Below are 26,203 nucleotides of genomic sequence, written 5' to 3'. Positions count from 1 at the left end.
CGGGGATGCCGTTAGAAGGAAACCAGCGCGCGCGCCTCACTCGGGTATGCCCAACTATCGTGTGACGAAGTTTCAAAACGTGCGCGCCAATGTTTCCGGCACGTAACGCTCGCGCGGCAATTGTAAAAACTGTGTTTCGCGTCGCTGCGGAATCGCGCAAAGGGGCTGCGAGACGAGCCGGCCGATCAGTACTGGGTCGACGCGATGAGTCTGGACACCGCTCTGAGGTACTTCTTGCGGTATCCGCCCGACATCATGTCGCCGGCGAAGACCTCGTCGAGCGGGCTGCCCGACGCGAAGATAGGAATCTGCGCGTCGTAGACCCGGTCGATGAACGCGACGAAACGCAGCGCGTCTGTCTGACCGTGCAGGGGCGTGACGCCGTCGAGCACGATCGCATCGATGCCCTCGATGAGCTTGACGAACTTCGAGGGGTGGATGGTGCCGAGGTGGGCGATGAGCGCGCCGAAGTCGTCGCGCGAGACGGATGCCGAGCTCGCCTTCTCGAGAACGGCGGAGACTGCGCTATCGATTCCAGCGTCGTCGAGCACCCGGGCGTGACCCTCGATGTCGCGGCGACGGTAGTCGAGGCCGTCGATCCGCACGGTGTCGAAACGGTCGGAGAGCGACTGGATCTCGCGGAGGAAGTCCGCGGCCGCGAATCGTCCCTCCCCCAGCGCGTTGGGCGGCGTGTTGCTGGTGGCGGCGAGACGGGTTCCGGATGCGCTCAGGTCGGTGAGCAGCCGGGTCATCATCATCGTGTCGCCCGGGTCGTCGAGTTCGAACTCGTCGATGGCGATGAGCTTGGCGCCGGTGAAGAGCTTCACCGCTGCGGCGTACCCCATGGCCCCGACGATCGCGGTGTACTCGATGAAAGTACCGAAGTACTTCGGCCCAGGAGCCGCGTGCCAGAGCGCGGCGAGGAGGTGTGTCTTACCGACGCCGAAACCACCGTCGAGGTAGATGCCTGTCGGCCCGGCTGGCGCCTTCTTCGCTCGTGAGAAGAATCCGCCCGAGCGCGTTGTCGGCGCCCACGACGTCGAGAAGGTCCGCACGATCTCGAGGGCGTCGGTCTGCGAGGAGTAGTCGGGGTCAGGTCGATACGAGTCGAACGACGCGGTGTCGAACTGCCGCGGCGGCACGAGCACCGCTGCCATCTCGGCTCCGGAGAGGCTGGGGGCTCGATCGACGAGTCGAACGAGTGTGGTGGGGATGGACGACGCCATGACGGAGCTCTTCCAGAGAGTTTGTGTCGAACCGAGACGTTTCCGGGAGAACGATCACTGGAACGGCATAGATTCGAGGGGAGACAAGTGTCTCCAGACTAAACCGCCGACACCGCCGAACCGGTCTCCGACCGGCGTGCACTCCCAGGAGGAACCCACCCATGACCGTCGCCGCCGATCCGTCGCCCCGTTTCGCCGAGTTCGCGCATCCGGAACGCCTCGTGAGCACCGACTGGCTGCAGTCGCATCTCGGAGAACCGGGCCTCGTCGTGGTCGAGTCCGACGAAGACGTGCTGCTCTACGAGATCGGGCACATTCCGGGGGCCGTCAAGATCGACTGGCACACCGATCTCAACGACCCGGTGGTGCGCGACTACATCTCGGGCGAGCAGTTCGCGGCGTTGGCGGGGTCGAAGGGCATCTCCCGAGACAGCACGGTCGTGATCTACGGCGACAAGAACAACTGGTGGGCGGCGTACGCCCTGTGGGTGTTCACGCTCTTCGGCCACACCGACGTGCGCCTGCTCGACGGCGGTCGGGACGCCTGGATCGCCGAGGGCAGGGCCATCACGACGGATGAGTCCGACGTGGTCGCTGCGTCGTATCCGATCGTGGAACGCGATGACACCGCCATCAGGGCGTTCAAAGAAGACGTGCTCGATCATCTGGGCAGCCCGCTCATCGACGTGCGCTCGCCCGAGGAGTACACCGGGCAGCGCACCACGGCACCCGCCTATCCGGAGGAGGGCTCCCTGCGGGCCGGCCACATTCCGACTGCGCAGAATGTTCCGTGGGCGCGGGCAGCGGCACCGGACGGCAGGTTCCGCGGTATCGACGAGCTGAACGAGATCTACCGCGTGGGTGCCGGCCTCGTCGACGGTGACGAGGTCATCGCGTACTGCCGCATCGGCGAGAGATCGAGCCACACGTGGTTCGTGCTCACCCACCTTCTCGGCTTCGATTCGGTGCGCAACTACGACGGGTCGTGGACGGAATGGGGAAGTGCGGTGCGTGTGCCTATCGCCACCGGAGATGCTCCGGGAGCGGCCCCGGCTCGGTAGAAGGGCTCTCGGATAGGCGATAATCCATAGACATGAATGCGACAGAACTTCCCGACTCCCTTGCGGAGATCCGCGACGACTTTCTCGATCTCGACGTCAAGGAGCGGCTGCAGCTTCTGCTCGAGTTCTCGAATGAGCTGCCGCAGCTGCCCGAGCGCTATCAGGATCATCCCGACCTGTTCGAGCGCGTCGAGGAGTGCCAGTCGCCGATCTTCATCGTCGTCGAGGTCGACTCGGACCAGGCGGTTCATCTGTTCGCCACTGCCCCGGCCGAGGCTCCGACCACCCGTGGCTTCGCCTCTATCCTCGTTCAGGGCATCGAGGGGCTCTCGGTCTCGCAGGTACTCGGACTGGCCGACGACTACCCGAGCATGCTCGGACTCACCGCCGCGGTCTCGCCCCTGCGCATCCGGGGAATGACGGCGATGCTCGCGCGCATCAAGCGCCAGGTGCGCCAGCGCGCAGCCTGAGTCACGCCCCCTGAAGCCAGGACCTGATCGCTTCGTTCCAGCGCTCCGGATCGTAGTTCCACAGCTTCGTGTGGCGCGCGATCGAGAAGGGCGCGAATGTCACAATGTCGGGCCGGAGTTCGGCGAGCTTTCTGCTCGATACGCTCGACACGTATCCATCGTCGTCGCTGTGCAGCAGCAGGATGCGCGTGTCGAGTTCGCTGCTGCGGGCCACGAAATCGAGGCGGTCGAGATCGACCGACTTCTCGAGGCCGGTGACGACATTGCCCCACTCGTGTGTCAGCGTGGCCAAGGCGGCCGTCTGCACGGGCGCAGGAATGCGCATGTCCGTGCTGCGGTACCGGAGCGTCTCGTGCCAATCGATCACCGGTGAATCGAGCACGATGCCTTCGATGACGTGCCTCATCTGCGATTGCGACGCGACCTGAAGCACGATCGCACCGCCCATCGACCAGCCCATCAAAATTACACTCGTCGCGCCGGATGCGACCGCGTAGGCCAGAGCGGCGTCGACGTCCTCCCACTCCGTCTCTCCCAGCCGGAACCGACCGTCTGCGCTTCGTGGCGCATCCCCGTCGTTGCGGTACGAGACGAGAAGCGATGTGTACCCCGCCTCGTGGAAGACTCTGCTCGCGCGAAGGGTCTCGGCGCGCCTCACGGCACGACCGTGAACCTGGATGACCCATTTCGTCGAGTCGGGATCTGCCGCGGGAATGAGCCATGCCGGAGCATCCCCGACGGGTGTGGCGATGGACACATTGCGATAGCCGAAAGGGAACTCGCGCGGGTGCAGGAAGTACCAGCCGCTGATTCGCCCTGTCGATGCCTGTTCGAGGTCGCCGAAGTCGATCTCGAGGAGAGAACGGGTCACGGCCCCACCGTGCACGGCGATGATCTCGCCGATCCGCGCGTGCCCGCCGCTGCGATCGAACCAGAGACTGTATCGACCGGGCAGGAGCGTGTCGGCCGTCGCACGCAGAGTGATCGTTCCGGCCTCGAGGTCGACCGACTCGATGGTCGCGTCCTCCGACGGATTCTTCGGAGGTACGACGACCGAGCGAGAGACGAGCGTCGTGAGAACGGCGGCAGCCGCGGCCGTCGCAGCGGCCAGCGCTCCCGCCACGATGGTGGCGATGGCCCAGCTCGGCACGGGTCGGCGGTCGTCGGGTGCGGTCATAGCGGTGTGGTCTCCCTGTCGTCGACGCCGAAGGCAGGCCGGAGCCCGCCCGCAATGGTCGTCATCGGCGTGCCTGCGGCGCGCAGCATGCGGGAAACTCTAGTCTGCAGACGTGTCCGACACTCCAATCACGTCCGAACTCCCTGCTGCCTTCGAGGCTGCCGTGGCGGCGGTCCGTGCAGCTGCGACCAGACCCGAACTCGTCGTCTCCGAGATTCCTTCGCCGGCCAACCTCGCTCCGTATTCGCTCGCGCTGGCCGCAGACGTGAATCCCGAGCGCCACGGTTCGGATTCGGAGCTCGGCACGGGTCGCTTCATTCTTCTTCACGATCCAGATGAGCCAGAGGCATGGGGCGGTGCGTTCCGCGTCGTCTGCTTCGCGCAGGCGCCGCTCGAGACCGAGATCGGACTCGACCCTTTTCTTGCCGACGTCACCTGGTCGTGGCTGGTGGACGCGCTCAACACGCGCGGCGCACGGTACTCGGCCGCGTCAGGAACAGCCACCAAGATCATCTCCAGCGGATTCGGTGAGCTGAAGTCGCAGGGCGACGGCGCACAGATCGAACTCCGCGCATCGTGGACACCCGACGATTTCGACGTGACAGCGCATGTGGAAGGCTGGGGGGAATTGCTCTGCATGCTCGCCGGTCTTCCCCCTGCGATCGACGGAGTCACACAATTGAATGCGAGGCGCTTCGGGCGTGACTGACGACAACGAGACCATCCCCGACAACGGCACGACCCAGGCGTCGCCGGAGTCGGCACCCCGCACGCTCGCGCTCACTGTCATCGATACCCGGGAGGCCTATCTCGAGGCCGTCGACATCATCGCCGCCGGGCACGGCCCGATCGCGGTCGACGCGGAGCGGGCATCCGGTTTCAAGTTCTCGCAACGCGCGTACTTGATCCAGCTGTACCGACGTGGAGCGGGCAGCTTCCTCTTCGATCCGCCGGCGATCGGTTCATTCACCGAGCTGAACGATGCGATCTCGCGCGAGGAGTGGATACTCCACGCCGCGAGTCAAGATCTGGCCTGTCTTCGCGAGGTGGGTCTCGACCCGCGTGTCATCTTCGACACCGAACTCGCCGCCCGGTTATTGGGCATTCCGAGGGTCGGACTCGGCAGCGTCGTCGAGGAGTTCCTCGGCATCCACCTCAAGAAAGAGCACTCCGCGGCGGACTGGTCTCGCAGGCCCCTGCCCGAGTCCTGGCTCGAATACGCGGCTCTCGACGTCGAACTCCTCCCCGACCTGCGTGACAAGTTGGCGGAGCTTCTGATCGAGAACTCCAAAGCTGTGATCGCGGCCCAGGAGTTCGAGGCGACGAGGGTGAAAGAGCCCAAACCGGTCGCCGCCGAGCCGTGGCGTCGGCTCACGGGCGTCCATTCGCTTCGCAACCCGCGCAATGTCGCCGTGGCGAGGTCGCTCTGGATGGCGCGAGACGCGCTCGCCCGAGAGATCGATGTGTCGCCCGGCCGGTTGGTTCCCGATTCGAGCCTCGTCGCGGCGGCACGTGTTCTTCCCGAGTCGAAACGAGAACTCGCCGCGCTGAAGGAATTCTCGGGCCGGGCGAGCCGGACAGAGATCGACCGGTGGTGGGCCGCCCTCGAAGAAGGCAAGGCGGCCACCGATCTGCCGGTCAACCGCCGAAGCGAAGACACCCTGCCTCCTCCGCGCAGCTGGTCTGACCGCAACCCCGAGGCCGATTCTCGTCTGAAGGCGGCTCGAGCGGCCCTCGCGGAGCTGTCGGAGTTCGTCAACATCCCTGTCGAGAATCTCCTCACTCCCGAGATTCTGCGCCGTGTAGCGTGGACCCCGCCCGAGCCGACGACCGCCGCGGCAATCGCGGCGTCCCTCTCAGAACTCGGCGCGCGCCCCTGGCAGCTTGAACTAACTGCACAGCCGATCGCCCAAGCCTTTGTCGATGCCCACCAAAAGGCAGAGAACGAGCCCGAAGCCTCGTCGTAGGAACAGTCAAAGGATTTCGACCGCTCTTGATCCCCCTTCTAGGATCGTCTCGGTTCTCAACCAGAAGGAGGCAAAGTGGCCGAAATAGCCGAAGTCGTATTTGTTGATGGGGTGCGCACACCCTTCGGGCGTGCGGGTGAAAAGGGCATGTACTGGCAGACCCGTGCAGACGACCTGGTCGTGAAAGCGATCATCGGCTTGCTGGAGCGAAACCCGTCTGTTCCCAAAGAACGTATCGATGAGGTCGCCATTGCCGCGACCACTCAGCAGGGAGATCAGGGACTCACGCTCGGCCGTACTGCGGCCCTGCTGGCAGGACTCCCCCAGTCCGTTCCGGGCTTCGCCATCGATCGGATGTGCGCCGGCGCCATGACGAGCGTCACCACCCTGGGCAGCGGGATCGGCTTCGGCGCGTATGACCTCGCCATCGCTGGTGGTGTCGAGCACATGGGCCGTCACCCCATGGGATTCAATGCCGACCCCAACCCCCGATTCCTCGCCGAGAAGCTGGTCTCGGAAGAAGCCCTGAACATGGGATCGACGGCGGAGCGCATCCACGACCGGTTTCCCTCGCTCACGAAAGAGCGCTCCGATCGCTACGCGCTTCGCAGTCAGCAGAAGGTCGCCGCCGCCTACGAGGCCGGCAAGATTCAGCCCGACCTCATTCCTGTCGCGACGCGCAGCGCCGCTGGATGGGGACTGGCCACCCGTGACGAGGCTCCTCGGCCCGAAACCACCATGGAAGGTCTCGCAGGCCTGCGCACGCCGTTCAGGCCGCATGGCCGCGTCACCGCCGGAAACTCTTCGGGCCTGAATGATGGTGCCACCGCCTGTCTGCTCGCGAGCGGCGCAACCGCGAAAGAACTCGGCCTCACGACGAAGATGAAGCTCGTCAGCTTCGCCTTCGCGGGCGTGGAGCCCGAGATCATGGGAATCGGCCCGGTGCCCTCGACCGAGAAGGCACTGCGCAAGGCAGGGCTCTCGATCACCGATATCGGACTGTTCGAACTGAACGAGGCGTTCGCGGTGCAGGTGCTGTCGTTCCTCGACCACTTCGGCATCGACGACGACGATCCCCGCGTCAACGAGTACGGCGGCGCCATCGCCATCGGCCACCCGCTCGCCTCGTCGGGCGTGCGTCTGATGAACCAGCTCGCCCGCCAGTTCGAGGAGCACCCCGAGGTGCGTTACGGCCTCACCGCCATGTGCATCGGCCTCGGCCAGGGCGGCACCGTCATCTGGGAGAACCCTCACTACAACAAGAAGGCGAAGGCAGCGAAGCGATGACCGACTACTCCACGATCGACTTCTCTTCTCTGGCAGAACTGTCGGCAGACGAGGTCGTGACCCACGCCTACGTTCGCGACATCCCGCTTCCCAGCGGCAAGGTGCTGGCACTGATCACACTCGACAACGATCGCGATCACACGCGTCCGTCCACTCTCGGGCCCAACTCGCTGCTCGAGTATGGAGCCGTGCTCGACGCCCTCGCCGTGCGGGCATCCGCCGGTGAGATTCAGGCCGTCGCCGTCACGGGCAAACCGTATATCCTCGCGGCCGGAGCTGATCTGTCGAAGGTCGGCGACATCCCGAGCCGCGAGTTGGCCAAGCAGATGGCTCAGCTCGGGCACTACACCTTCGGCAAGATGGCAGCCATCGGCGTGCCCACGTTCGCCTTCATCAACGGACTGGCGCTGGGCGGCGGTGTGGAGGTGGCGCTGGCCGCCGACTACCGCACGATCGACTCGTCGATTCCCGCTCTGGCCCTCCCTGAGGTATTCCTCGGCATCATTCCGGGCTGGGGCGGCGCGTACCTGCTGCCCAATCTCATCGGCATCGAGAACGCCCTCAAGGTCGTCGTCGAGAACCCGCTGAAGAACAACCGCACGCTGAAAGGCCAACAGGCCTTCGATCTCGGTATCGCCGACGCGATCTTCCCCCCGGCGTCCTACCTCGAACAGTCCCTCGTCTGGGCCGATGGAGTCCTCACCGGTCGCATCACGGTCTCGCGTCCGAACGCACCGGGCAAACTCGAGCGTCTCGTGAAGTGGGATGCGGCGATCTCGATCGCGCGCAAGATGCTCGAGTCGAAGATCGGAACAGTGGCCGCGTCGCCGTACGCGGCACTCGACCTGCTGAAAGCAGCGAAGTCGGGTTCTGCTGAAGACGGATTCGCGCGTGAAGACGAGGCACTCGCCGACCTCATCTCAGGTGATCAGTTCCGCGCGAGCATCTACTCGTTCAACCTCGTGCAGAAGAGGGCGAAGCGGCCCGCGGGCGCGCCGGATAAGACCCTGGCGAAACCGGTCACCAAAGTCGGTGTCATCGGCGCCGGGCTCATGGCGAGCCAGTTCGCGCTGCTCTTCGTCCGTCGACTCCGCGTTCCCGTCGTGATCACCGACCTCGACCAGGCACGGGTCGACAAGGGTCTTGCCTACATCCGCGATGAGATCGCCACTCTGAAAGAAAAAGGCCGCATCGGTGCGGACGAGGCCAACCGGCTCAGCGCCCTGGTGTCGGGCACAACGGACAAGGCCGATTTCGCCGACGCCGACTGGGTCATCGAGGCCGTCTTCGAAGAGCTCGGCGTCAAGCAGGATGTCTTCGCCGACGTCGAGAAGTACGTCTCAGACACGGCTGTGCTCGCGACCAATACATCGTCGCTGTCAGTCGAGCAGATCGGAGCGAAGCTGGCTCACCCGGAGCGTCTCGTCGGGTTCCACTTCTTCAACCCCGTCGCGGTGATGCCACTGATCGAGGTCGTCAACACTCCCTCCACTGATGAGGCGACGTTGAGCACAGCGATGGTCATCGCTGCGAAGCTGCGGAAGAACGCGGTCATCACCCGCGACACTCCAGGCTTCGTCGTGAACCGTATTCTGGCGAAGCTGCTGGGCGAAGCGATGCACGCTGTCGACACGGGAACCCCCTTCGAGGTGGTCGACAACGCTCTGAAGCCTTTCGGGCTACCGATGACGCCGTTCGAACTGCTCGAGCTCGTGGGCCTCAAGGTGGGTGCGCACGTGCTCGACACTCACCACGCGGCGTTCCCCGATCGATTCTTCGAGAGCTCGAATCTGCATAGGCTCGCGGAGCACGGCAAGATCTTCGATCGCGACTCGAAGGGCGCGATCAAGGGCTTCGACAAGAAGGCCGTGAAGATCGTTGCCGATGGCGGGCCGGGAGGAACCGCCCTCACCGAGGCAGAACTCCTTCGCCGAGTGGAGGACGGACTCGCTGACGAAATCAAGCGGATGCTCGATGACGATGTCGTACACGCGGCAGAAGACATCGACCTCTGCCTCATCCTCGGTGCGGGTTACCCATTCCAGATGGGCGGTGCGACGCCGTACCTCGATCGAGTGGGCGCGAGCGAGCGGGTGTTCGGAGACACGTTCCACCACCCGCCAATCGCTGGTACCGACTAGCTGTACCGGCGTCGGGGGGCTCGCTCCGGTCTGTGAGGCCATGACCTTGCAGTGCCGGGTAGCGAGCGCCCTCGACGGGGTGATCGCCCGAGTCAGTGACACTGCTGCTTGATTCGCGGCGCCCCCCAGCTGAGGAAGCTAGTCTGCTGGGGCGACTGGCGTGGCCGGGATCACCGGCAGGGAGCGTGTGAACGGCATCGACCGCCTGGGTGCCCATCTTCTTCAATGAGATGGGACAACACATGCGCTACGGGACCAACCCGCACCAGGCCGCTGAGCTGATCGCCGGCGGACCGACAGTTCTGAGCGGTGAGCCGTCGCTTATCAACTACCTCGACGCGCTCAACGCGTTCGCGTTGGTTCGCGAGGCCGACGCGTTGACAGGCCGCGCGGCGGCGGCGTCGTTCAAACATGTCTCGCCAGCCGGAGCTGCGCTTGCGGGCGAGATAGACGCGACGACGGCCGAGACGTGGGGTGTGCGGGTGCCGGCGGATGACTCGGTGCTGGCTGCGTATCTGCGGGCGCGTGATGCAGATCCGAAGTCGTCATTCGGTGATGTGGTGGCGCTGTCGCGTCCGGTAGACGGTGAGACCGCCGACTTCTTGCGCACCGTGATCTGCGATGCGGTCATCGCTCCCGGGTTCGAGCCGGGCGTGCTCGAGCTGCTGAGGCAGAAGAAGTCCGGCCGCTTCCTCGTATTCGAGGCAGACTCGACGATGCAGCCGCCTGCGCGCGAGCAGCGCAATGTTCTCGGTGCGACGATCGTGCAGGACCGCGATGCGGCGGATCTTGCCGCTGCGCTCCCGGCCAATCCCTTGCTTGCCGGCCGGACTCGCGAGGACGCGCTGCTGGGGATGGCGGCCGCCCGCTACACACAGTCCAATTCTGTCGTGGCTGTCAAGGACGGGGCCGCGATCGGCATCGGGGCCGGGCAGCAGAGGCGGGTCGACTGCGTTCGCCTGGCGGGGTCCAAGGTGGGGGTGTGGTGGCTGCGCCGCCATCCGTCTGTGCGGGAGCTGCCGGTGATCGCGGGGATGAGGCGGCAGGACCGGCTGAACTGGCAGATTCGCTTCGCCGGCCACGAGATGACCCGTGGCCAACGTGATACGTTCTGCGGGCTGTTCGGTCGTGGAGCACGGGAGCTGTACGACGAGCCTTCATGGCGCCAGACATGGACTGACAAGTTGCACGGTGTGACTCTCGTCTCGGACGGGTATCTACCCTTTCGCGACAATGTCGAGCATGCCGCTGAGTACGGCGTCGCGACCATCATCGAGCCCGGTGGCTCCGCCCGCACGGGCGAGGTCGTGGATGCGGCCCGCGAGCACGGAATAACCCACGTGCAGACGGGATTGCGGCTCTTCCGCCACTGGACTCGGCACGCCGCCGTCGTGGTCTCTGCCAGGGGCCTCGCGACGACTAGCGGGTGATGCGCCGCTCGTTCTCGCTCTCGCCCTCGAGTGGACGCGCTATCGGGATCTTGCTCCCGAGAACCTGGGCCACCACATCGCGGGCGATGTGCTGAGGAGTCAGTCCCACGCGCTCCATGATCTGCGCGCGCTCGGCATGATCCAAGAATTCGTCGGGCAGCCCCAGTTCGGTCACCGCCGTATCGATACCCGCCTCGCGAAGATCCTGCCGAATCCGCGTGCCGACACCGCCGACGCGGATACCGTCTTCGATAGAGATGACGATGCGGTGCTCGGCAGCCAGGTCGAGCACGCTTCGCGGCACGGGAACTACCCAGCGCGGATCGATCACCGTCGAGCCGATACCCTGCGCTGCGAGCCGCTCGGCTACCTCGAGACCCGTCTTGGCCATCGGGCCGACGGTGACGATCAGAACGTCTTTGCGTTCGTGCTCGACGAGCACGTCGACGCCGTCGTCGAGTCGCCGTACGGCCCTGATCTCCTCGCCCACGCTGCCCTTGGGGAACCGTACGACCGTCGGGCCGTCCGAGACGGCCACAGCCTCACCCAGCTCCTCGCGCAGCCTCTCGGCGTCACGTGGAGCGCTGAGGCGGATGTTCGGAACGACCTGCAGGATCGCGAGATCCCACATGCCATGGTGGCTCGGCCCGTCTGGGCCCGTGACGCCGGCTCTGTCGAGAACGAACGTCACCCCGGCACGGTGCAGCGCGACATCCATCAGCACCTGGTCGAACGCCCTGTTGATGAACGTGGCGTAGACGGCGACCACCGGATGGAGGCCCCCGAAGGCCAGGCCGGCGGCGGAGGTGACGGCATGCTGTTCGGCGATGCCGACGTCGAAGACCCGGGCGGGGAAGCGTTCGGCCAGCTTGTGCAGGCCGGTCGGCCGCAGCATCGCCGCGGTGATGCCCACGATGGTGGGATCCTTTTCCGCCAGTGCCACGATCTCATCGCTGAATACGCCCGTCCATGACGGCGCGCTCGGTCCGCCCAACGCCTCGCCGGTTTCGGGATCGATCTGCCCGACGGCATGGAATTGGTCGGCGACGTCGCTCAGAGCTGGCTCGTAACCGCGCCCCTTCTCGGTGATGGCATGCACGATCACCGGCTGGGCGTATCGCTTCGCCTGCAGCAGGGCTTCTTGCATCGCCTGCAGATCGTGTCCGTGGATCGGACCGATGTACTTGATATCGAGGTTGGAGTACAGCGCCTCGTTGTTCGAGAAACGACTGAGGAATCCGTGGGTGCCTCCGCGTATACCGCGGTAGATGGCCCGGCCAGGCCCTCCGAATCGATCGAAGAGCTCGCGTGACGATTGATGCAGGTTTCGATACTTGGTGTTCGTGCGAACGGAGTTGAGGTAGCGAGCCATTCCTCCGATGGTCGGAGCGTAGGAACGGCCGTTGTCGTTCACGACGATCACCAGTTTGCGGGTGTTGTCGTCACTGATGTTGTTGAGCGCTTCCCAGGTCATGCCACCGGTGAGAGCGCCATCGCCCACCACCGCGATGACGTGCCGGTCGCTCTGGCCCGTCATCTCGAACGCGCGGGAGATGCCGTCGGCCCACGACAGAGAGCTCGATGCATGCGAACTCTCGACCACGTCGTGCTCGCTCTCGGAGCGCTGAGGGTAGCCCGCCAGACCGCCCTGCTGGCGGAGTCGGGAGAAGTCCTGTCTACCCGTGAGTAGCTTGTGCACATAAGACTGGTGGCCGGTGTCGAAGACGATCGCGTCACGGGGCGAATCGAACACGCGGTGAATGGCCAAGGTCGTCTCGACCACGCCCAGGTTCGGCCCGAGGTGTCCCCCGGTCTTCGATACCTCGGCGACGAGGAACTGGCGGATCTCGGCAGCGAGCTGAACGAGCTGCTCCTGACTGAGAGCGTCGAGATCCCGGGGACCCGAGATGTTCTCCAGCAGGCTCATGCAGACGGCCCTTCCGTTCGTGAGGGCCGGCCGGCCCCTCGTTCGAGTCTATGACGGATCGTTCCGACCGCCGCTCGGAACGACGGAACGCCCTCGGGGATGCTATGACGCATCCAGCGAGGGCGCTCGTGTCGATCAGGCTACGAGGCTCCGCAGCACGTACTGCAGAATTCCGCCGTTGCGGTAGTAGTCCGCCTCGCCCGGAGTGTCGATGCGCACGACGGCGTCGAACTCGATTGTCTGCTTGCCCTCGGGTGACTGCTCGCTCGGCGTGGCCGTGACGCGCACGGTGCGCGGCGTGACTCCCTCGTTGAGCTGCTCGATGCCCGCGATGCTGACGATCTCGGTTCCGTCGAGCCCGAGCGATGCCCAGGACTCACCGGCGGGGAACTGCAACGGAACGACGCCCATACCGATCAGGTTCGAGCGGTGGATGCGCTCGAAGCTCTCGGTGATGACCGCTTTGACACCCAGAAGGCTCGTGCCCTTGGCTGCCCAGTCGCGAGATGAACCGGAGCCGTACTCCTTGCCTCCGAAGATCACGAGCGGGGTCGAGGAGGCTGCATAGTTCTGTGCAGCGTCGTAGATGAACGACTGCGGTCCGTCGGCCTGCGTGAAGTCGCGCGTGTAGCCACCTTCGACGCCGTCGAGCAGCTGGTTCTTGAGCCTGATGTTCGCGAAGGTTCCGCGGATCATCACCTCGTGGTTTCCGCGACGAGAGCCGTAGGAGTTGTAGTCCTTGCGGTCGACGCCGTGTTCGTCGAGGTAGCGGCCGGCGGGGCTGTCACCCTTGATGGAACCGGCCGGGCTGATGTGGTCGGTCGTGACGGAGTCGCCGAGCTTGGCCAGCACACGAGCGTTGACGATGTCGGTGACCGGAGTCGTCTCCATGGTCATTCCGTCGAAGTACGGAGGCTTCCGCACGTAGGTCGACTCGGAATCCCACTCGAAGGTCGCTCCCTCGGGCGTGGGAAGCGAACGCCACCGTTCGTCTCCATCGAAGACACCCGCGTACTCGTGCTGGAACATGTCGGTGTCGATCGAGGAGTCGATGGTCGACTGCACCTCGGCGGCGTCGGGCCAGATGTCCTTCAGGAAGACGTCGTTTCCGTCGGTATCGGTTCCGAGCGCATCCGTCTCGAAGTCGAAGTTCATCGAGCCGGCGAGGGCGTAGGCGATGACCAGCGGCGGCGACGCGAGGTAGTTCATCTTGACATCGGGGTTGATGCGACCCTCGAAGTTGCGGTTTCCCGAGAGAACTGCCGTGACCGCGAGGTCGTTGTCCTGGACCGCGGACGAGATCTCGTCGAGCAGTGGCCCGGAGTTGCCGATGCAGGTGGTGCAGCCGTAGCCGACCGTGTAGAAGCCGAGATCCTCGAGGTACGAGGTGAGACCCGCCTTCTCGTAGTAGTCGGTGACGACCTTCGACCCGGGCGCCAGCGTCGTCTTGACCCACGGCTTCGCCTTGAGGCCCTTCTGGCTGGCATTGCGGGCAAGGAGTCCTGCGGCGAGCATGACCGAGGGGTTGGACGTGTTCGTGCACGAGGTGATCGCAGCGATAGCGACGGCACCATGGTCGAGCGTGAAGTTCGTGCCGTCGTCGAGCGACACGACCGTGGGCTTGGATGCCGTCTTGGGCGCGTGGCTGGCGTGCGAGTGGCTGTGGGCGTGTGCCGGCTCCGCGTCTTCGGGTGACAGCTCTCCCGGGTCGGATGCCGGGAAGGATCCGGTGCCGACGAGGTCGACGATGTCGTGCTCGACGCGGGCATAGTCGTTGAGGTCGTGCTCGAACTGGTTCTTCGATTCGCTGAGTTCGATGCGGTCCTGCGGACGCTTCGGTCCGGCGATCGAGGGCACGACGGTGGCGAGGTCGAGTTCGAGGTACTCGCTGAAGACCGGTTCGACGCTCGGGTCGTGCCAGAGCGTCTGCAGCTTCGCGTACGCCTCGACGAGCTTGACCTGCTCTTCGCTGCGACCCGTGAGCCGCAAGTAGTCGAGGGTGACGTCGTCGATCGGGAACATGGCTGCGGTGGAACCGAACTCGGGGCTCATGTTTCCGATGGTTGCCCGGTTCGCCAGGGGAACCTCGGCGACGCCCGCGCCGTAGAACTCGACGAACTTGCCGACCACACCGTGCTTGCGCAGCATCTGTGTGATCGTGAGCACGACGTCGGTCGCGGTGACGCCCGTGGGGATCGCGCCCGAGAGCTTGAAACCGACGACCTTGGGTATGAGCATCGAGACGGGCTGGCCGAGCATGGCCGCTTCAGCCTCGATGCCGCCCACGCCCCAACCGAGCACACCCAGGCCGTTGACCATGGTGGTGTGGGAATCGGTGCCGACGCAGGTGTCGGGGTAAGCGCGGAGAACGCCGTCTACCTCGCGGGTCATCGTGACACGCGCCAGGTATTCGATGTTGACCTGGTGCACGATGCCCGTTCCCGGCGGCACGACCTTGAAGTCGTCGAATGCCGTCTGTCCCCAGCGGAGGAACTGGTATCGCTCGCCATTGCGCTCGTACTCGAGTTCGACATTGCGCTCGAGGGCATCGTCGGAGCCGAACAAGTCGGCGATCACGGAGTGGTCGATGACCATCTCGGCAGGCGCCAGCGGGTTGATCTTGGTCGGGTCGCCGCCCAGGCTGCCGACGGCTTCACGCATGGTGGCCAGGTCGACGATGCAGGGAACGCCCGTGAAGTCCTGCATCACGACGCGGGCTGGCGTGAACTGGATCTCGGTGTCGGGCTCCGACGTCGGAACCCAGCCACCCAGGGCTTCGATGTGCTCCGCGGTGATGTTTCCGCCATCTTCGGTGCGCAGCAGGTTCTCGAGCAGAACCTTCAGGCTGAAGGGAAGTTTCTCGTAACCGGGGACCTTATCGATGCGATAAACCTCGTATGATTCGTTCCCGACCTGCAGCTGATCTTTCGATCCAAAGCTGTTGACTTTCGACATCGTCGCCTTCTCCTTCGAGCTCCTGAAGTCAATCTTTGTCCCCGGGAACGCTCCAGGGCTAGCAAGGCTAACCTAACCGCAATGCCGGGCGGGGCCTCCGGGCGAGAGCCCCAATCTATCTTGACGTCAAGATAAATCGTAACACCTGCTTGGTCGAGGCCGCTCTTTATGAGCGAGCGTCGGCGTCGCTCTTGCCGTGACCGAACGCCGTGCGCACCAGAAGCCAGGTCACCCACAGCATGGCGGCATAGAGCGGCACCCCGAGGATCAATTTGACTGATCCGAGGGCGGCCGCCTGACTAGTGAGGTAGAGGGGACCCTCGACGCCGAGCCGCAGCGCGAAGAGGCCGACCCAGCACCATGTCGCGACGAGCACGACCCGGAACTTCGCCCGATCGGAACGCCATCCGGTCGAATCTCCGGTGAGCAGTCCGACGATGATGCCGATGAGTGGCCAGCGAACGATGATCGAGACCAGCAGCACCACGATGCTGACCGCATTGATGATGAGCCCGGGAAGGAAGTTGTCTTCTGCCCGCCCGGTGAAGAGCGCGAGAGCCGCCGAGATCGCCACACCGAGCAGGCCGGTGACCGCGGGCATGACAGGGCTTCGTGTGACTGCTCTGACGACGATGAAGCCGACCGCCACGATGACGGGGGCGAGAACGCTCGGTGTGAGATCGCTCGTCACGGTATAGATGACGAGGAACGCGAGCCCGGGGAGAAGCGATTCGATGAGCCCGCGCACTCCCCCGATCGCCCGAATGAGCGACGCGGCCGTGGGAGTCTCGCCCGGCGTCACCTGGCCGATACCCGCACGTCGTGCCGCATCCGCGAATGTCTGCGAGAGGCTGGGAGCAGGCGTGCGGTCGTCGGGCTGCGGCTCCGACATCAGGCGCTCGTCGGAGGCGTGGCCGTTGCGGCGGTCTTCGGCATGTTGAGAGGAATGAGGTCGCGCGGCGGCATGGGCTGCGTTCCTCGCACCACGACCACGCTTCTGAAGAGCTCTTCGATCGCGAGTTCGGCGGCCGGGTTGGTCAGTGCCTCACCAGCGATGACGCCCCGAAGGAACCACCGGGGTCCGTCGACGCCGACGAAGCGTGCCAGACGCGACGATGAGGAGTCGGCTGACGGGCCTGCCGCGACAGGCACCTCTCCCACCAGTTCTGGCCCGAAGGCACCCTCGCGAGCCGTGCTCTTTCCGCCCTGCTTGATGATCTGGTCTTCGATCTGAGCGCGGATCTCGTGCCAGAGTCCCGTGGACCGCGGAGCGGCGAACGCCTGCACCTGAAGGGTGGATCCGGCGTAGTCGAGACCGACGGCGACAACGCGGTTGGTTCCCTCTTCGACCTCGAGCCGCAGGTGCAGCCCTTCGCGAGGGAGGATCTTGAGACCACCGAGATCGACATAGGGGCGAGCGGGGTTGGCCTCATCCGCGTCGAAGGGCCCTTCTTCCGCGCGATTCTCCGGTGCCGACTTCGTGTCGAGCGGCGTCTGGTCGTCGACGTCGTCGATCGCCTCTACGCCTGCGTCGTCGTTCGGCTTCTGCAGATCGCTCATGCGTTCTCTCCTTGTGATTCGGATGCTGTGGGCCCGGTGATCGACGGAGACGTGGAGTATCCGGTCGACCCGAATCCTCCTTCGCCCCTGTCGCTGCCGGGAAGAGTCTCGACGGGAATGAAGACGGCACGGGAAACCGGCATGACGATGAGCTGGGCGATTCGATCCCCGACGCCGATATCGTACGGCACGGTGCTGTCCGTGTTCAGGAGAGCGACCTTGATCTCACCTCGGTATCCCGCATCGACTGTTCCCGGAGAGTTCACGATCGTGATGCCGTGCTTGGCGGCGAGCCCACTGCGCGGAACAACGAACGCGGCGAAACCGTCGGGAAGAGCGATGCTCACGCCGGTGCCGACGAGTCGACGCTCCCCGGGGGCCAGGGTCAGCGCCTCCGTCGACGTGAGATCGGCTCCCGCGTCGCCAGGGTGGGAGTAGCTGGGAATATCGGTGGCCTGAATGAGAACTTCGACTGACTGGGTCACGCAGTCGAGGGTAGTGCAGTTTGTCTGATCGAATAGGTGCATGTCTTCGTATCGTGAGCGGCTCTGGCCCTCAATCTGGATCTACCTCGCCACCGCACTCGTCATACCGGCGAGCATTCTCGTGCTCGCACCGGTGAACATCGTCGCCGGCGTCATCGCAGCCGGCGTTCTCTTCGTGGGGCTGGCGGGAATCTTCATCGTCCTCGCGCCTGTGATCGAGGTGAAAGACGGCATGTTGATCGCGGGCAAGGCTCGGATCCCCGTCGAGCTCGTCGGCACACCGTCGATATTCAGGGGCGGCGCGGCGACTCTTCAGCGCGGCCAGCGTCTGGATGCTCGCGCATGGCTCTGCCTGCGCGGATGGGTGGACCCGGTCGTAAAAATACCCCTCGAGGATCCGGACGACCCGACGCCGTATTGGCTCGTGTCGTCCCGGAATCCTGAGGGGTTGACGGCTGCTCTGTCCGCCTAGCCGGCGGTACCGTGCGCGGGGTGCTCTGCGTCAGGCAGCGCACTCCACGCAGATCGGACCGAGCTTCTCTTCGTGATCGATCTGCGAGCGGTGCTTCACGAGGAAGCAGTTGACGCAGGTGAATTCGTCGGCCTGTGGGGGCAGGACGACGACGTCGAGATCGAGGTCCGAGAGATCGGCTCCCGGCAGTTCGAAGCCACCGGGGTTGTCGGCATCGTCAACATCTACGACACCAGACATCTTGTCTGGAACGCGCTCTTTGAGCGCTTCAATCGACTCCGAATCGTCGTCGTTCTTGCGCGGAGCGTCGTAATCAGTTGCCATGCCCATCCACTTCTGAGGAGATTGATAAAACCAAATCGGCGGCGTTAGTTTGCACGAAAGCCACCGGAATAGCAATTCGGATTCGAGTCCGCATCGCCCATCGACGCCATCAACTTGCGGCACGCCCATTACATTCCCGATATTCGGCCGAGAACGTGGCATGGTCGTACCAACAGTGACCGCTGGAGGCCCCTTCACCATGCAGGAATTGACAGTAATCGGCGTCGAAGACGGCGCCCTCCTTGTTGCATCCGACGCCGGCGAGCGATACCGCATCGCTATCGACGACGTGCTTCAGAGCCGGATCAGGCAGACCCTGACGCCGTCGAACACGGGCAAGCGCGTCTCGCCCCGCGAGATCCAGGGTCATATTCGTTCTGGCTTGTCCGCCGAGGAGGTGAGTCGCCTCACGGGAGCCGACCTCGACTACGTCGAACGATTCGAGGGTCCAGTGCTCGCAGAGCGCGCCTACGTGGTGAACTCGGCACTCAAGGTGGCGGTGCAGATCGACTCCGCACTCGACCCATTGGGCGAGGAACCGACCTCGACCTTCGGCGATGCGATTCAGGAGCGCCTGGAAGGACTCGGCGCATCCGACGAGCGATGGGCGAGCTGGAAGGACGAATCCGGCTGGATCGTCAAGCTGTCGTTCACGGCGAACGACATCGAGCACGATGCACGGTGGCAGTACGACCCCAAGCGTCACGCCCTCGTTCCTCTGAATACCGAAGCGGTCACGCTGTCGCAGAACGGTGAGATCACCGAGGGGCTGATTCCCAGACTCCGCGTCGTGTCACCACGCGTCGAGGCGGAAGAGTCGGAGACCGGGCCCGCCGCAGTACCGACCACCACGAACGACACTGCTCCCAACCCCGAGGTGATTCCTTACGGTCGGAGCACGTCGTCGGCGGAGTCATCGGCTGCAGCCACCTCTGCCGCGATCTCCCGTTCCGAAGAACGTCCCGCAGAGAACCTGAACCAGACGGCAGACCTTCTCGAGGCGCTCCGTCGTCGACGGGGCGAACGCGAGGCAGCCGTCTTCGTCGACGACTTCGACGACAGCGGATCCTCCCCCGGTCCGTCGGCCGCGGGAGCCGCTTCCGAGCGGCCCACCGAGTCACCGCGCGAGAAGCGCGACTCGGAGTCGCGACCGACTCTCACCTCGTCGATCTGGGCATCGGCCGCGCGAACTGACACGCTCGACGGCATCGACACGCCTGAGTCGGACGCACCCGCTCCCACGGCGTCTCAGCCGAAGCCGCCGCGCCGCAGCCGAGCTGCGATGCCGAGCTGGGATGAGATCGTCTTCGGCGCTCGCACCGACGACGATCTCGCCTGAACCACGATCTCAGCGCTCGAACGCACCGAATCTGAGCAGCGGAACCATCAACTCGTCCGAATTCCAGGATCCGTGTTGACCGACCATTCGGCGTGACGGGTCATGAGGCTTACGCGCGTCGTAGTAGACGATGTTCTTCGCCGCGGCGACGATGATGTCGCCTATGCGAGGCACAACGGCATCGTCGACCGCGCCGAACCATCCTGCCTCGATCGCCTCGTGTCTGGTGAGCACCCACGCGCGCTCGCCTTCTGACTCGCGCCAGGCATCCAGAACCGCCTGCCGCGCCTCTGCCGAGAGCGTGGGGTCGAGGTGCAGCTGCAGGCACCGGGGATCTCCGGCAATATGGATGACCCCCGCCATGTGCTCGTCCCCTCCGAAGAGCACGTGGGATGTCTCGGGCACATCGATGACGCCGTGGTCTGCCGTGAGCAGGACCCCTTCGTCTGCGCGTACAGTGCGCACGAACGACTGCATAGCCGAGTCGAGTTCCTCGAGCAGATGCGTCCACCGGTCGGACTGCCACCCGTGGGCATGGGCCGTCATATCGAGTTCGGGAACGTACACGTATGAGATCGAACGGGAATCGCGGTCGAGCACCGAACGAGCCGCCTCGAATCTGTCAGAGATCGAATCGGCGGCCAGATACTCTGCGCCACGCAGCACCGCATGAGTGAAGCCCGAGGATTCGTATCTCCGCGGTCCGACGGCCGTGGCATCGATTCCTGCGGCCGTAGCGTGCTCGAACACGGTGCTGCGCCTCTGCCACAGGGAGGGTTCCATATCGGGAGCCCATCCGGTCAACTGATTCGCCACCCGCTGAGAAGCCGGGATCAGTGCGGAGTAGCCGACCAGTCCGTGCTGCCCCGGCGATGCTCCCGTCGTGAGGGAGGTGAGTGCCGCAGCCGTCGTCGTGGGGAAGCCGCTGACGAGCGTCGCTTTCTTGAAAAAGCGCGAGGTCAGAAATCGGGCGTGCCCGGCTCGCTGGCGCAGGGCGGATGCGCCGAGCCCGTCGACAAGCACGACGACGGTTTTCGACACGGCCGGGAGCCCGAGGCGGTTGTCTTCGGATGTCACGGCCGCGAGGCAACTGGGCAACACGTCCGACAGACGAGGCTCGTCGGATCGGGTCGCCGGTAGCATAGGGGGCATCGGGGCCAAGTCTGGCACACGTGACGGCAGGATCTCTCGTCCCGATCACGAACCGAGCGTCCACCGATCCCGAAGCGGTGTGCCGCCTTTCTTCGAAGAAAGCCCCATTCAGGTATGACACCTCAGACACCAGACGCCGCCCCTGAGACGCCCGAGAAGATTCTCGACGTCGACGTCTCGACCGAGATGCAGGATTCGTTCCTCGAGTACGCCTACTCGGTGATCTACTCCCGCGCCCTGCCTGACGCTCGCGACGGTCTCAAGCCTGTGCAGCGACGGATCCTCTACCAGATGAGCGACATGGGACTCCGCCCCGACCGAGGGCACGTCAAGAGCGCCCGTGTGGTGGGCGAGGTCATGGGCAAACTGCACCCTCACGGCGACACGGCCATCTATGACGCGCTCGTGCGCATGGCCCAGTCGTGGACTCTGCGGGTTCCTCTGATCGACGGGCACGGCAACTTCGGTTCCCCCGACGATGGTCCCGCCGCGCCGCGATACACCGAGGCGCGCCTCGCAGCTGCTGCCCTCGCAATGACTGACGGACTCGACGAAGACGTCGTGGACTTCGTTCCCAACTACGACAACCAGTTGACTCAGCCCGACGTCCTTCCTGCGGCGTTTCCCAACCTGCTCGTCAACGGCGCGGCTGGGATCGCGGTGGGAATGGCCACGAATATGGCTCCCCACAATCTCGTCGAGGTCGTCGCCGGGGCGCGCTACCTGATCGAGAACCCCGACGCGTCGATCGATGACCTGATGTCGTTCATTCCCGGCCCGGATCTGCCCGGGGGCGGAACGATCGTCGGGCTGGCGGGAATTCGAGATGCGTATACGACCGGCCGGGGAAGCTTCAAGACACGGGCTCGGGTGAGTATCGAGAACCTCACCGCGCGCAAGGTCGGTCTCGTCGTCACCGAGCTGCCCTATCTCGTGGGAACCGAGAAGGTGATCTCGAAGATCAAAGACGGTGTGACGAGCAAGAAGCTCGCCGGCATCTCCGACGTCACCGACCTCACCGACCGCACCCACGGTCTGCGGTTGGTCATCGGCATCAAGACCGGCTTCAGTCCCGACGCCGTGCTCGAGCAGCTCTACCGCTACACACCCCTCGAAGAGTCGTTCAACATCAACAACGTCGCCCTGGTGCGAGGCGAGCCCCAGACTCTCGGTCTGCGTGATCTGCTGCAGGTCTACATCGACCACCGCATCGAGGTGATCACGCGGCGTACGCGTTTCCGTCTGGCCCGCCGAACCGAGAGGCTGCACCTCGTCGAGGGTCTGCTCATCGCGATCCTCGACATCGACGAGGTCATCCAGGTGATCAGGGCGAGCGACGACACCGAGGCCGCGCGCGTTCGACTGATCGACGTGTTCGAGCTGAGCGTGCTTCAGGCGGACTACATTCTCGAACTGCGTCTTCGACGGCTCACCAAGTTCTCGCGCATCGAGCTCGAGGCCGAGCGGGATTCCCTCCGCAAAGAGATCGAAGAACTCACCGCTCTTCTCGGCTCCCCCGCGTTGATCCGCCGTGCGGTATCGACCGAACTGGATGCCGTTGCAGAGAAGCTCGGCACTCCTCGCCGAACTCTGCTCACCGAGGCGAAGCCCGGTGCTGCGCCGTCTTCACGTCGGGCGCAGCCCGTCGTGCTCGAGCTCGCCGACACAGCGTGCGTGATCGTTCTGAGCACAACGGGCAGGGCCATCCGCATCGACTACCCCGAAGGCACGGATGCCGCGCCGCTTCCCGGTGCGGGGGCCCGTCGGGCGCGTCACGATGCCGTGCTGTCGCTGGTGAGCACCACGAGCCGCAGCGAGGTCGGTGCCGTCACCACACTCGGCAGGCTCATCCGGATGCCGGTGCTCGATCTGCCCGTCGTGCCGATCAACTCGGTGCAGCTCGCCGCCGGAGTGCGCATCGCGGAATACCTGGGGCTCGATACGAAGAAAGAGCGCGTGGTCGGCCTCGTCTCGCTCGACTCTCCTGTACCGATCGCTCTCGGCACCATCAGCGGCGTGGTGAAGCGGCTCATTCCTCAGGACTACGCGAACAAGCCCGACTTCGAGATCATCGCGCTCAAGCAGGGCGACCAAGTCGTCGGTGTAGCCCAGCCCGCCGAGCAGAGCGAACTGGTCTTCGCGGCCTCGGACGCGCAACTGCTACGGTTCTCGGTGAGTTCCGTGCGGCCGCAGGGCCGCACAGCGGGAGGCATGGCAGGCATGAAGCTGTCGCCCGGAGCCCGTTGCATCTTCTTCGGAGCGGTTTCGGCAGAGGACAGCGCCGTCGTCGCGACTGTCGCAGGCAGCACCTCTATGCTCCCCGGCACCGATCCCGGTAGTGCCAAGGTGTCCGACTTCTCTGAGTTCCCCGCCAAGGGCCGTGCGACCGGCGGAGTCCGCGCTCAGCGGTTCTTGAAGGGCGAAGACATCATGCTCCAGGCGTGGGTGGGACCGCAGCCGGCACTCGCGGTCGGCACAGACGGCTCGATCCGCCAGCTGCCTGACGGCGGTGCCCGTCGCGATGCCTCCGGCACGCCGCTCGACGCTATCGTCGGTTCGATCGGCGCCACGATGGCCTCCCGGATGCCGTCCGACTCCGCGCCGAGCGCAGACTGAAAAGACGAGAGAGGCCGTTCCCAGGGGGAACGGCCTCTCTCGTATCTCAGACCCGCTGCCGCGGCCTACTTCTCGAGAAGTCGGGCCGATTCGTCGAGCCAGCTCTTGGCGAGCGGCGAAAGCTTGTCGTGGAACTTCTTGCCGTGGTGCGAGCAGAAGAAGAGTTCGCTGCCGGACTCCATCTCTACTCGAACGTATGCCTGAGCGCCGCAGCTGTCGCAGCGGTCAGCGCCGGTCAGTTGGTAGGTGGGCTCTTCGGTGATGGTGCCGTTTTCCGTTGCTGTTGTGTGCATGTGATGCTCCTCACGCCTCGCTGCTCGACAACCGATCTAGTTATCAAATCACGGGTAGGTTTTGCGGGTGCCGCTTTCGCCCGTGTTTCGCTCTGCGCGTACGTCGAATCGGCTCTTCCGTGTCGGTGGACCGGCCCGCCCCGGGGGGAAACTACAGTTGATCGCTGGGCCCTGATCGAATAGGCCCGACGCTTATTTGGGAGAACACGTGGCATCGGCCGACTATTCCGCACGGCACCTGTCTGTACTCGAGGGTCTCGAGGCTGTGCGCAAGCGCCCTGGCATGTACATCGGATCCACGGATTCCCGCGGTCTGATGCACTGCGTCTGGGAGATCATCGACAATTCCGTCGACGAGGCTCTGGGTGGCCACGGCTCGGAGATCGAAATCCAGCTGCACGCCGATTCGAGCGTCGAGGTTCGTGACCGCGCACGCGGCATCCCCGTCGACATCGAGCCGAAAACCGGCCTGTCCGGCGTCGAGGTCGTCTTCACCAAGCTGCACGCCGGCGGAAAGTTCGGCTCGGGATCGTATGCGGCATCCGGTGGTCTGCACGGCGTCGGTGCGTCTGTCGTCAACGCTCTGTCGGAGCGCCTCGATGTCGAGGTCGACCGAGACGGCAAGACCTACGCCATGTCGTTTCATCGCGGAGAGCCGGGCGTCTTCGACGACTCCGGTTCGACACCGACACCGGACGCACCGTTCACCCCGTTCGAGAACGGCAGCGAACTCCGCATCGTCGGCAAGGTCAAGCGCGGCGTCACGGGAACGCGCATCCGCTATTGGGCCGACCGGCAGATCTTCAGCTCGACAGCGCGCTTCCAGACAGAAGAGCTCTTCGATCGAGCCCGCCAGACCGCGTTCCTCGTGCCGGGCCTGTCGATCGGCATCACCGACGAACGCGGCGACGAAGTGCGCCGCGATGCTTTCCGGTTCGACGGAGGGATCGCGGAGTTCGTCGAACACCTCGCGACGGATTCCGGAGTCACCGAGACGTGGCGGCTCCAGGGAAGCGGATCGTTCACCGAGACGGTTCCCGTGCTCTCACCCCAGGGCGCCATGGTGCCGACGGAGCTCAGTCGGGAGTGCGAGGTCGACCTGGCCCTGCGCTGGGGAACAGGCTACGAGACGACGTTCCGCAGTTTTGTGAACATCATCGCGACGCCGAAGGGCGGAACGCATCAGGCCGGTTTCGAAGCGGGTCTTCTGAAGTTCCTGCGACAGACCGTCGAGGCAAATGCGCGCAGGCTCAAGGCAGGCACCGACAAGCTCGAGAAAGACGATGTCCTCGCAGGGCTGACCGCTGTTCTCACCGTGCGCCTGCCCGAGCCGCAGTTCGAGGGCCAGACGAAGGAGATTCTCGGAACGCCCGCCGTGCGCAACATCGTGTCTCAGGTCGTCACGAAAGGCCTGAAGGAGAGATTCGAGTCGACGAAGCGCGACGACAAGGCTCAGACCGCGCTGGTGCTCGACAAGGTCGTCGCCGAGATGAAGTCGCGCATCTCCGCTCGGGCGCACAAAGAGACTCAGCGCCGCAAGAATGCCCTCGAGTCGTCGTCATTGCCTGCGAAGCTGGTCGATTGCCGCTCCAACGATGTCGCCCTCAGCGAGTTGATGATCGTCGAGGGAGACTCGGCGCTGGGAACGGCGAAGCTTGCCCGCAACAGCGAGTTCCAGGCGCTTCTGCCGATTCGAGGCAAGATCCTCAATGTTCAGAAGGCATCTGTATCGGACATGCTCGGCAACACCGAGTGCGCCTCGATCATCCAGGTCATCGGAGCTGGGTCGGGGCGGTCGTTCGACCTGTCGACTGCCCGCTACGGCAAGATCATCCTGATGAGCGACGCCGACGTCGATGGCGCGCACATCAGGACCCTGCTGCTTACCCTGTTCTTCCGGTACATGAGGCCGCTCGTTGAGGACGGTCGGGTGTACGCCGCCGTGCCTCCGCTGCACCGCGTCGTGATCATGAACCCGGGAACGAAGCCCAACGAGACGATCTACACCTATTCAGAGGCCGAACTGCACACGCTGCTCGCCCAGCTCGACAAGGCTAAGAAGCGCTACCAGGACCCGATTCAGCGCTACAAAGGTCTCGGCGAGATGGATGCCGATCAGCTCGCGACGACCACGATGGACAAGCGCCATCGCACCCTGCGCCGGGTGGGGGTCAGCGACGCGGAGCGTGCCGAGCGCACGTTCGACCTCTTGATGGGAGACGACGTGGCCCCACGCAAGGAGTTCATCATCGCCGGTTCAGAGGGCATGTCGCGAGAGCGCATCGACACCTGATCGGCGCCACACCAGCGACCAGCGACCC

Annotated in this window: 21 protein-coding genes; 11 read left to right on the top strand and 10 right to left on the bottom strand. The window is 64.7% G+C overall.

Going from position 1 to position 26,203, the window contains the following annotated elements:
• Positions 1-185: 185 nt before the first annotated feature.
• Entirely contained in the window at positions 186-1,226 is a 1,041-nt protein-coding gene (zapE, locus tag B9Y86_RS11310; protein WP_085486020.1) for a cell division protein ZapE, read from the bottom strand.
• Between the two features lie 161 nt (positions 1,227-1,387).
• Between zapE and B9Y86_RS11305 the strand changes: the two genes are divergently transcribed.
• Positions 1,388-2,287: a sulfurtransferase gene (locus tag B9Y86_RS11305; RefSeq protein WP_085486018.1), complete on the top strand. Its 900-nt coding sequence runs from the start codon at positions 1,388-1,390 to the stop codon at positions 2,285-2,287.
• 32 nt (positions 2,288-2,319) lie between these two features.
• The gene (locus B9Y86_RS11300) at positions 2,320-2,757 is read left to right on the top strand and encodes a SufE family protein (protein WP_085486016.1); all 438 of its coding nucleotides are present in this window, start codon (positions 2,320-2,322) and stop codon (positions 2,755-2,757) included.
• A gap of 1 nt (position 2,758) precedes the next feature.
• Here B9Y86_RS11300 and B9Y86_RS11295 read toward each other — a convergent pair whose 3' ends face one another.
• Positions 2,759-3,934, bottom strand: coding sequence for an alpha/beta hydrolase family protein (locus B9Y86_RS11295; RefSeq protein WP_085486014.1), 1,176 nt, complete (start codon positions 3,932-3,934; stop codon positions 2,759-2,761).
• Positions 3,935-4,046: 112 nt separating this feature from the next.
• Between B9Y86_RS11295 and B9Y86_RS11290 the strand changes: the two genes are divergently transcribed.
• The 5 genes from B9Y86_RS11290 (at position 4,047) to B9Y86_RS11270 (ending at position 10,759) form a co-directional block, all read left to right on the top strand.
• Positions 4,047-4,643, top strand: coding sequence for a DUF3000 domain-containing protein (locus B9Y86_RS11290; protein ID WP_085486012.1), 597 nt, complete (start codon positions 4,047-4,049; stop codon positions 4,641-4,643).
• The gene (locus B9Y86_RS11285) at positions 4,636-5,901 is read left to right on the top strand and encodes an HRDC domain-containing protein (protein WP_410371683.1); all 1,266 of its coding nucleotides are present in this window, start codon (positions 4,636-4,638) and stop codon (positions 5,899-5,901) included. Before B9Y86_RS11290 ends, B9Y86_RS11285 begins: the two co-directional genes overlap by 8 nt.
• Positions 5,902-5,976: 75 nt before the next feature.
• A complete protein-coding gene (locus B9Y86_RS11280) occupies positions 5,977-7,188 on the top strand; it encodes a thiolase family protein (RefSeq protein WP_078713397.1) in 1,212 nt (403 codons plus the stop codon).
• Positions 7,185-9,329 carry a 3-hydroxyacyl-CoA dehydrogenase NAD-binding domain-containing protein gene (locus B9Y86_RS11275; RefSeq protein ID WP_085486008.1) on the top strand — a complete coding sequence of 715 codons (2,145 nt, stop codon included), beginning with the start codon at positions 7,185-7,187 and terminating at the stop codon, positions 9,327-9,329. The genes B9Y86_RS11280 and B9Y86_RS11275 overlap by 4 nt, the downstream gene beginning before the upstream one ends.
• A gap of 242 nt (positions 9,330-9,571) precedes the next feature.
• Positions 9,572-10,759 (top strand): hypothetical protein, encoded by a 1,188-nt coding sequence (locus B9Y86_RS11270; protein ID WP_217809196.1) that lies wholly within the window; start codon positions 9,572-9,574, stop codon positions 10,757-10,759.
• Here the strand turns inward: B9Y86_RS11270 and dxs are convergent.
• The 5 genes from dxs to dut all read right to left on the bottom strand — a co-directional run bounded on the left by dxs (position 10,749) and on the right by dut (position 17,686).
• Complete coding sequence (dxs, locus tag B9Y86_RS11265; RefSeq protein ID WP_085486006.1) at positions 10,749-12,686, bottom strand: 1-deoxy-D-xylulose-5-phosphate synthase; 1,938 nt, start codon at positions 12,684-12,686, stop codon at positions 10,749-10,751. The two genes, B9Y86_RS11270 and dxs, sit on opposite strands and share 11 nt — an antisense overlap.
• A 135-nt stretch (positions 12,687-12,821) precedes the next feature.
• Entirely contained in the window at positions 12,822-15,641 is a 2,820-nt protein-coding gene (locus tag B9Y86_RS11260) for an aconitate hydratase (RefSeq protein ID WP_085486004.1), read from the bottom strand.
• A 166-nt stretch (positions 15,642-15,807) separates the two neighbouring features.
• Positions 15,808-16,533: a DUF3159 domain-containing protein gene (locus tag B9Y86_RS11255; RefSeq protein ID WP_085486002.1), complete on the bottom strand. Its 726-nt coding sequence runs from the start codon at positions 16,531-16,533 to the stop codon at positions 15,808-15,810.
• On the bottom strand, positions 16,533-17,201 hold the full coding sequence (locus B9Y86_RS11250; protein ID WP_085486000.1) for a DUF3710 domain-containing protein: 669 nt from the start codon (positions 17,199-17,201) through the stop codon (positions 16,533-16,535). The genes B9Y86_RS11255 and B9Y86_RS11250 overlap by 1 nt, the downstream gene beginning before the upstream one ends.
• Complete coding sequence (gene dut / locus B9Y86_RS11245; protein ID WP_176223343.1) at positions 17,198-17,686, bottom strand: dUTP diphosphatase; 489 nt, start codon at positions 17,684-17,686, stop codon at positions 17,198-17,200. The genes B9Y86_RS11250 and dut overlap by 4 nt, the downstream gene beginning before the upstream one ends.
• A 40-nt stretch (positions 17,687-17,726) precedes the next feature.
• Here dut and B9Y86_RS11240 point away from each other — a divergent pair, with 40 nt between their 5' ends.
• Positions 17,727-18,158 carry a DUF3093 domain-containing protein gene (locus B9Y86_RS11240; protein WP_085485996.1) on the top strand — a complete coding sequence of 144 codons (432 nt, stop codon included), beginning with the start codon at positions 17,727-17,729 and terminating at the stop codon, positions 18,156-18,158.
• Between the two features lie 30 nt (positions 18,159-18,188).
• Here the strand turns inward: B9Y86_RS11240 and B9Y86_RS11235 are convergent, their stop codons facing one another.
• Entirely contained in the window at positions 18,189-18,482 is a 294-nt protein-coding gene (locus B9Y86_RS11235; protein ID WP_055928962.1) for a DUF4193 domain-containing protein, read from the bottom strand.
• Positions 18,483-18,642: 160 nt separating this feature from the next.
• Here B9Y86_RS11235 and sepH point away from each other — a divergent pair, with 160 nt between their 5' ends.
• Entirely contained in the window at positions 18,643-19,821 is a 1,179-nt protein-coding gene (sepH, locus tag B9Y86_RS11230; RefSeq protein WP_228515462.1) for a septation protein SepH, read from the top strand.
• Between the two features lie 9 nt (positions 19,822-19,830).
• Here sepH and B9Y86_RS11225 read toward each other — a convergent pair whose 3' ends face one another.
• On the bottom strand, positions 19,831-20,898 hold the full coding sequence (locus B9Y86_RS11225) for an alkaline phosphatase family protein (protein WP_244894731.1): 1,068 nt from the start codon (positions 20,896-20,898) through the stop codon (positions 19,831-19,833).
• Positions 20,899-21,087: 189 nt separating this feature from the next.
• Between B9Y86_RS11225 and B9Y86_RS11220 the strand changes: the two genes are divergently transcribed.
• Positions 21,088-23,589 carry a DNA gyrase/topoisomerase IV subunit A gene (locus tag B9Y86_RS11220; RefSeq protein WP_085485990.1) on the top strand — a complete coding sequence of 834 codons (2,502 nt, stop codon included), beginning with the start codon at positions 21,088-21,090 and terminating at the stop codon, positions 23,587-23,589.
• Positions 23,590-23,654: 65 nt separating this feature from the next.
• Here the strand turns inward: B9Y86_RS11220 and B9Y86_RS11215 are convergent, their stop codons facing one another.
• Complete coding sequence (locus B9Y86_RS11215; RefSeq protein WP_085485988.1) at positions 23,655-23,882, bottom strand: DUF7455 domain-containing protein; 228 nt, start codon at positions 23,880-23,882, stop codon at positions 23,655-23,657.
• A 208-nt stretch (positions 23,883-24,090) separates the two neighbouring features.
• Between B9Y86_RS11215 and B9Y86_RS11210 the strand changes: the two genes are divergently transcribed.
• Complete coding sequence (locus tag B9Y86_RS11210; RefSeq protein WP_085485986.1) at positions 24,091-26,175, top strand: DNA gyrase/topoisomerase IV subunit B; 2,085 nt, start codon at positions 24,091-24,093, stop codon at positions 26,173-26,175.
• Positions 26,176-26,203: the final 28 nt, after the last annotated feature.

The organism is Agreia pratensis, assembly GCF_900177685.1.
GTDB lineage: Bacteria > Actinomycetota > Actinomycetes > Actinomycetales > Microbacteriaceae > Agreia > Agreia pratensis.
This window is presented reverse-complemented; position numbering and strand designations above follow the sequence as displayed.